A 4549-nucleotide genomic window follows, 5' to 3' on the forward strand; every position below is an offset into this window, starting at 1 on the left:
GCCCGCCCCGACCCCGGCTCCGGCCGAGGAGACGCCGGCCCCCTCGGGCACCGGCCCGCAGCTGGCGGTCAAGGGTCTCGACGAGTCACACCACTCGACGGAGGGCCTGACCTACTCGGCGCCGAGCCTGGACCCCTCCGCCAAGGAGAGCGGCCCGGCCAAGGCGGCGAAGACGGCGACGGTCACCGGCACCAAGGAGCCGGCCCGCAACGCCCCGTGCCCCTGCGGCTCGGGCAGGAAGTACAAGGCGTGCCACGGGGCAGCCGGCCGCTGACCTGCACTCCTCACCTCCGGCCGGCGGGCCGCTGCGCACTCGGAGTGCACAGCGGCTCCGGGGACGTCGTCGGCGTCCGGACGGTCCGGTCGTCGGGGTCCGGCCACGGGTGCGAGTGCGTGCCGGGCGTCGTCACCGCTGACGAGTGACCCAGCCGCTCCTGCACCGGCTCCACCCGCTCCCCGCGGCGGGTCAGGAGCGAGGCGTCGCGGTGCCGCGGCGAGTGGAGGCCGCCGCGGCGGGGGTTCCGGTCAGGTGATCTGCCTGTGCAGCGTGGCCGTGTCGGAGCAGATCCACTCCTCGGCGATCACGCCGTCGGCGAAGCGGTAGAACTCGTTGCTCGAGTACTCCACCGCCCGGCCGGTCGCGGGGATGCCCTCGAACTCCCCGGTGTGCGTGCCGCGCAGGGTGAGCCGGACCGCCACGCGGTCGTCGGAGGCGACGACGTCCTCGATCTGCACGGTCACGTCGGGGAAGGCGCGCTTCATCACCTCGACGCCCTGACGCCAGGTGTCCCGGCCGCGCATCTGCGGCACTCCGGCCAGGTTGATGACGAAGTCCTCGGCCAGGTTGGCGAGGCAGGTGCCGAGGTCGTCGGCGTTGAACGCCGCGAAGGTCGATCGCAGGAGCTCGACGTTGGCGGCGGTCGACGTGGCGTGAGCGGACATGAGCGGCTCCTCGGTCGAGGGGGACACGGCTGTGTGCTGAGCACCCGTCGTGCGTCGGTCTGCCAGGTGGGTGTGCGGATGAGGTCGGCGTCTCTCTCGCCGATCCCATATCGTGAATGTACTTCACGATGAGTTGAGTTCACCATGGGTTGTGCTGGCCCGGTCGTGCGGCAGGACGGCTCCCCAGGGGTGCGTGCTGCTCGTCCGTGCACCGCTCGGAGTGCGGCTCCCGCTCGACGTGTTCGAGGGCACCGAGGCCTGGGCGGACGAGCTGGACGCGCGGATCCGTCGAACGGGGCAGGAGCTCGCGGGGCGGAGCCGGCTGTCGGCGGTCAGCCGATCGTCAGGGCGGTGCAGCGCCAGCGCCCGTCGACGCCTTCGAGCCGGGCGGCCACCGCGTGCGCGCGTCCGGCCCGCCGCGCCACCGCGCTGACCTCGGCCACGCCGTCGACGGGCTCGCACACGTGCACCGGGCCCAGGACCAGCGGCGCGGTCCCCTCGCGGCACCACGCCGGCGGTCGTCCCTGCGTCAGTGCCGCGTGCACGCCCGGGGAGGTCAGCCGCTGCACCTGGGACAGCGGCCGTCGGCCGGCCAGGGCCTCGAGCGTGGTGGTGAGCAGCAGGCGGCCGGCGGCGCGCGGGTCGGGGAGGTCGGCCCGCACGGACCAGGCCGGCCCGAAGGCGTCCACCGGCGTCCGGCGCTGCCCCGGCGGTGTCGGCCGCGGCCCGGGGCGGTGCGGCGGACGCGGCGGTGGAGTGGACGGGTCGACCAGCGGCACCGCCGGGCCGTCGAGGGTCGGGTGCAGGGCGGGCACGAGCGTCAGCCGCAGTGTCCGGAGCGGAGCCGGCTCGGCAGAGGCGGTCGGTGCGGCGGGGTGGGCCGGTGCGGTCACGGGAGCTCCCGGGGGTCGGGTCGGAGGACGGGACGACGCGGGCCGGGGGAGCGGCCGGACGGTGAGGGGTCGGGGTGATGGCGGGACAGGGCGGGCCGGTCAGGAGGGTGGGCGCAACACCTGGCCGGGCAGCAGCAGGTCCGGGTCGGGGCCGATGACGTCCGCGTTGGTGCTCCACCAGCGGGCGACGGCCGCGGCCACCTCGCCGTCGCCCGGGTCCAGACCGGTCCGGGCCCGCAGGTCGGCCTCGGCGATCGACCACAGGCACTCGCCGCGCAGCACGACGTGGTCCCCGGGCCGGGGAGCCGGCCAGTCGGGCGGCGCCGACGACGCCGTCGCGGGTGCGGCCGGCCAGTCGGGGACGGCACCCGGGGAGGCGGCAGCCGCAGCGGTCAGACCCGCGGTCGCGACGGTGGCCGTCGGCGGGGCCGTGGTCGAGCACGCGGTCAGTGCCGGAGCGGTGACCAGGCCCACACCCAGCGCCAGGGCGGCGGCGCGCCGTGCCGAGGCCGGCAGCACCCCGCGCAGGAGGACGCGGGCGGCCGCACCGGCCAGGCCCGGCAGGCCCGAGAGCGCGGTGAGCACGAGCCCCAGCACACCCCAGGCCCAGACCGTCCAGGCGATGGCAGCGACGGCGGTCAGCAGCAGGGCCTCCGGCCCGGCGACGTCCACGGCGTGCTGCAGGTCGCCGTCGACGGCGTGCAGCCACGCGAGGTCGGGGGTGAGCAGGCGCAGGACCAGGGCCACCACGGCCATCACCACCGTCGTGCCGACGAGTCGACGTACCGACATGTCCTCTCCCTTCCGCGACCGACGACGTACTCAAGCAAGCAAACACATGCAAACGCAAGAGATGCTGTGCATCTAGGCTCGGCGTCATGCGCTGGCAGCAGCTGTTCGCCGACCTGCAGGCGGAGTTCGAGGAGGCCGAGGCGGCCGAGGAGCGGGCGCAGCTGCCCTCGCGGGCGCGGGCGGAGACGGGCGCGGTGCGGCTGGCCGAGCGGCTCGGTAGCGCCCTGGGCGGACGGGTCTCGCTGCGCTGCCGGGGGGCCGGTGACGTGGCCGGACGGCTGACCGAGCGCGGGCCGGACTGGCTGCTGCTGGAGGACGACGCCGGGCGCGAGGTGCTGGTGGCGCTGCCGGCCGTGCTGGCGGTGGCCGGGCTGGTGCGGACGACGGCGGCGCCCGCCCCGGCGTCACGCGTGGGCGCCGCGGTGGACCTGCGCCGGGCGCTGCGCGGACTGGCGCGTGACCGGAGCGCGGTGGCGCTGGTGCTCGACGACGGCGGGGTGCTGACCGGGACGGTGGACCGCGTCGGAGCGGACTTCGTCGAGCTCGCCGAGCACGCGGCCGACGACTTCCGCCGGCCGGGTGCGGTACGTGGCGTGCGGGCGGTGGCCCTGGCGGCGGTCGCGGTCGTGCGGACGCTGACCCCCGGCGCCGCCTGAGGTCAGCGGCGGCGTCCCCGCCCGGGAGATCGGCCCGACGCCGCTGCCGTGGCCGGCTCGTCACCGGGGCGTCCGGCCGTGCTGCCGTCGTCCGCCCCGCTCCCGGCCGGGCCGCTGTCGTCCGGGCCGCTGTCGTCCGGGCCGCCGTCGTCCGGGCCGGCGCCCTCGGAGGTCAGCTCGCCGGGCGCGGGCACCGCGCCGGCACGTGCCTCGGCGTACTTCTGCTGGATGAAGCGCTCGAGTTCGTCGACCTCGACCCGCCACTGGCCGCGGCCGCCGATCTGGATGGCGATCAGTTCCCGCCGCCGCACGAGGGCGTAGGCCTGCGACCACGAGACGTTGAGGACCTCGGCGACGTCGTCGAGGGTCAGGAAGCGCGGTGAGGGCATGGGTTCTCCGTCCGGTCGCCGCCAGTCTGTCAGGACGGGGCTCACCCGGGCGCATCTCGTCCACACCCGAACGTGTGGACAGCCGGTGCACGCATCGGTGTCCGTACCGCATCATCTGCGTCCGACCGCGCGGAGCGGTCGGTCGGACGCGCGCCCACCGGGACGGTGGGCCGCCGGGGGAGTCCCGGACACGGAGGGAGGGGCGCTGGGTGAGCGCTGCCACACGCACGGCCCCGGCGCCCGCGGCGGCCGGTGAGGGGACGCCCGGCCCGGTGCCGCGGCGGGTGCGCGCGCCCCGCTGGCTGGACCTGCGGCTGGTGCTCGGCGTGCTGCTCGTCCTCGGCTCGGTGCTGCTGGGTGCGCGGGTCGTGACGGCGGCCGACGCGACGGTGCCGGTGTGGTCGGTGGCCGGTGACCTGGCGGCCGGGACCGTGCTCGGGCCCGAGGACCTCGTCGCCGTCGACGTGCGGCTCGGGGACGCCGCGGGCGCCTACCTGTCCACCGGCACCGACCCGGCGGGGCGGACGCTGGCGCGGGCGGTCCGTGCGGGGGAGCTGCTGCCGCGGACGGCGCTCGAGGAGCCGCGGGAGCTCGTGCAGGTGGCCCTGCCGGTGCAGGCCGGCTACGTCCCGCCGGGCCTGGCGCGCGGGCAGGTGGTGGACGTCTACGGCGTCACCGACCCGGCCGGCACCACGACCGGGGAGGGCGTGGTCCTGGTGGTCCGGGCGGCGCCGGTGCAGGCGGTGAGCGGCCGGACCGACGGCGTGCTGTCGACGGCGACCACGACCGTCCAGGTGGTCGTCTCGGTGCCGGCCGCGCAGGCGCCCGGCGTGCTGGGGTCGATCGGCGGCCGCCCGCTGGTCGTGGTCGCGCACTC

At 76.7% G+C, this 4549-nt stretch carries 7 protein-coding genes; 3 read left to right on the plus strand and 4 right to left on the minus strand.

Translation table 11 applies throughout. The features are described from left to right. A partial coding sequence (locus ABQ292_RS26080) for an SEC-C metal-binding domain-containing protein (protein ID WP_369210610.1) occupies positions 1–274 on the plus strand: 274 nt, incomplete at its 5' end. Positions 275–525: 251 nt separating this feature from the next. On the opposite strand, the gene ABQ292_RS26085 is transcribed toward ABQ292_RS26080, so the two are convergent. From ABQ292_RS26085 to ABQ292_RS26095, 3 genes are all read right to left on the minus strand, one after another. Further along, on the minus strand, positions 526–942 hold the full coding sequence (locus ABQ292_RS26085; RefSeq protein ID WP_369210611.1) for an ester cyclase: 417 nt from the start codon (positions 940–942) through the stop codon (positions 526–528). Between the two features lie 332 nt (positions 943–1274). Continuing rightward, positions 1275–1835 carry an Rv3235 family protein gene (locus tag ABQ292_RS26090; protein WP_369210612.1) on the minus strand — a complete coding sequence of 187 codons (561 nt, stop codon included), beginning with the start codon at positions 1833–1835 and terminating at the stop codon, positions 1275–1277. 99 nt (positions 1836–1934) lie between these two features. After that, the gene (locus ABQ292_RS26095) at positions 1935–2627 is read right to left on the minus strand and encodes a LysM peptidoglycan-binding domain-containing protein (RefSeq protein WP_369210613.1); all 693 of its coding nucleotides are present in this window, start codon (positions 2625–2627) and stop codon (positions 1935–1937) included. 86 nt (positions 2628–2713) lie between these two features. Here ABQ292_RS26095 and ABQ292_RS26100 point away from each other — a divergent pair, with 86 nt between their 5' ends. Then, on the plus strand, positions 2714–3283 hold the full coding sequence (locus ABQ292_RS26100) for a hypothetical protein (RefSeq protein WP_369210614.1): 570 nt from the start codon (positions 2714–2716) through the stop codon (positions 3281–3283). Positions 3284–3285: 2 nt separating this feature from the next. Here ABQ292_RS26100 and ABQ292_RS26105 read toward each other — a convergent pair whose 3' ends face one another. Then, positions 3286–3672: a helix-turn-helix domain-containing protein gene (locus ABQ292_RS26105; protein ID WP_369210615.1), complete on the minus strand. Its 387-nt coding sequence runs from the start codon at positions 3670–3672 to the stop codon at positions 3286–3288. A gap of 209 nt (positions 3673–3881) precedes the next feature. On the opposite strand from ABQ292_RS26105, the gene ABQ292_RS26110 reads away from it, so the two are divergent. After that, the coding region (locus ABQ292_RS26110; RefSeq protein ID WP_369210616.1) for an SAF domain-containing protein at positions 3882–4549 on the plus strand (668 nt) is incomplete at its 3' end.

The organism is Geodermatophilus maliterrae, from assembly GCF_041018925.1.
In the GTDB taxonomy this organism is placed as follows: Bacteria; Actinomycetota; Actinomycetes; order Mycobacteriales; family Geodermatophilaceae; genus Geodermatophilus; species Geodermatophilus maliterrae.